Source organism: Massilia sp. CT11-108 (genome assembly GCF_047302915.1).
Classification (GTDB): Bacteria; Pseudomonadota; Gammaproteobacteria; order Burkholderiales; family Burkholderiaceae_D; genus Telluria; species Telluria orientalis.
In genome coordinates, this window is record NZ_JBKYMO010000684.1 from 1 (window position 1) to 2431 (window position 2431).

Annotated in this window: 1 protein-coding gene and 1 pseudogene; one reads left to right on the plus strand and one right to left on the minus strand. The window is 68.1% G+C overall.

The features are described 5' to 3' along the window. Positions 1–302: pseudogene (locus tag ACEN88_RS29395) on the plus strand (hypothetical protein); the annotation flags it as partial. Positions 303–398: 96 nt separating this feature from the next. Here ACEN88_RS29395 and gcvP read toward each other — a convergent pair. After that, on the minus strand, positions 399–2431 hold a 2033-nt coding region (gene gcvP / locus ACEN88_RS29400; RefSeq protein WP_413345386.1), incomplete at its 5' end, for an aminomethyl-transferring glycine dehydrogenase.

Genomic DNA, 2431 nt, shown 5'->3' on the forward strand with positions numbered 1-2431 from the left:
TTGGAGCCCTGCACGGCCTCGTCGAGCCGGAACACGGCCACCGTGCGCGCCAGGCCCAGGCGATCGTGCGCATGGACGAACTCACGCAACAGGGTTCGCGCATGGTGGAAGAAGCGGCGCTGGCCGCGCGCGCGCTGCAGCAGCAGGCGCTGGGCCTGGCGCGCACGGTGGCCGTGTTCCGGCTCGACGAGGCCGTGCAGGGCTCCAATGAAACGGCCCCGCCAGGGACGCATATGCTGCGTCCCGGCAGGGCCGGGCGTTCTTACCTCCGGCTGGCATCCAGCCGGGGCAAGAATCGCTGAATACCGCGGCGTTACGCGTGGGCGGAGGCCGCCCATCCTACGTAGGGCGGGCATTCGAGGCCGGGGGCCTCAAATGAATCGTGCCCGCGCGGCAGGTCACTCGTAGTCTTCGATGGGTGCGCAGCCGCAGAACAGGTTACGGTCGCCATACGCGTTGTCCGCGCGGCCGACCGGCGGCCAGTACTTCTTCTTGCGCAGCGACGGCACCGGGAAGGCGGCCACTTCGCGCGAATAGGTGTGCTGCCAGTCGTCCGACGTGACGACTTCCGCGGTGTGCGGCGCGCCCTTCAGCGGGTTGTCCATGCGGTCGTACTCGCCGCGCTCCACTTTCACGATCTCCGCGTGGATGCAGATCATCGCTTCGATGAAGCGGTCCAGCTCCGCCTTCGATTCCGACTCGGTCGGCTCGATCATCAGCGTGCCCGGCACCGGGAAGCTCATGGTCGGCGCGTGGAAGCCGAAGTCCATCAGGCGCTTGGCCACGTCTTCGTTGCTGATGCCGGTGGCATCCTGCAGCGGGCGCAGGTCGATGATGCACTCGTGCGCGACGAGGCCGTCGTGGCCCGTGTACAGCACCGGGTAGTGCGGCGCCAGGCGGCGCGCGATGTAGTTGGCGTTCAGGATCGCCGTCTCCGTCGCCGCCGTCAGGCCATCCGCGCCCATCATCGCGATGTACATCCACGAGATCGGCAGGATCGATGCCGAGCCGTAGGCGGCCGAGCTGACGGCGCCGATGCCGGCTTCGTTCCGCTGGTAACCCGTCGAGGCCTGGTTCGGCAGGAACGGCACGAGGTGTTCGGCCACGGCCACCGGACCGACGCCGGGACCGCCGCCGCCGTGCGGGATGCAGAAGGTCTTGTGCAGGTTCAGGTGGCTGACGTCGCCGCCGAACAGGCCCGGACCGGCGACGCCCACCAGCGCGTTCATGTTGGCGCCGTCGACATACACCTGGCCGCCGTGCGCGTGCACGATCTCGCACAGTTCCTTGATGCCTTCCTCGAACACGCCGTGCGTGGACGGGTAGGTGACCATGACGCACGCCAGGTTGGCGCTGTGTTCCTCGGCCTTCTTCTTCAGGTCGGCGAGGTCCACGTTGCCGTTGGCGTCGCACGCGGTCACGACGACCTTCATGCCCACCATGTTGGCCGACGCCGGGTTGGTGCCGTGCGCCGACGACGGGATCAGGCAGATGTTGCGGTGGCCTTCGCCGCGCGACTGGTGGTACTTCTGGATGATCAGCAGGCCCGCGTACTCGCCCTGCGAGCCGGCGTTCGGCTGCAGCGACACGCCGGCGTAGCCCGTGACGGCGCACAGCATCGCTTCCAGCTGGCCGATCATCTCGCGGTAGCCGACGGTCTGCTCATCCGGCGCGAACGGGTGGATGTTCGAGAATTCCGGCCACGTCACCGGGATCATCTCGGACGTCGCGTTCAGCTTCATCGTGCACGAACCCAGCGGAATCATCGTGCGGTCGAGCGCCAGGTCCTTGTCGGCCAGCGCGCGCAGGTAGCGCAGCATCTCGTGCTCGGCGTGGTAGCGGTTGAACGTCGGGTGCGTCAGGTAGGCGCTCGTGCGGGCCAGCGCGGCCGGGTAGGCGTCCTGCGCGTCCTTGTCCAGCGTGTCGAAATCGACGTCGGCGCCGCCGAAGATTTGCACCAGCAGGGCGATGTCGTCGCGGCCTATCGTCTCGTCCAGCGAGATGCCCACGTGGCGCGCATCGATGCGGCGCAGGTTGACGCCGTGGTCGTTGGCCACGCGGTGGATGTCGTCGGCGTTGTCGGCGATGACGGTGATCGTGTCGAAATACGATTCATTGGCCAGCTGGAAGCCGAGGCCCTTCAGCGCGGTGGCGAGGATGCCGGTGTAGCGGTGCACGCGGCGGGCGATCTGTTCCAGGCCTTGCGGGCCGTGGTAGACGGCGTACATCGAGGCCATCACGGCCAGCAGGACCTGCGCCGTGCAGATGTTCGACGTCGCTTTTTCGCGGCGGATGTGCTGCTCGCGCGTCTGCAGCGCGAGGCGGAACGCGGGGTTGCCCTGGGCGTCGATGGTGACGCCGGCGAGGCGGCCCGCCATGCTGCGCTTGTACTCGTCGCGCGTGGCCAGGTAGCCCGCACGCGGGCTACCTG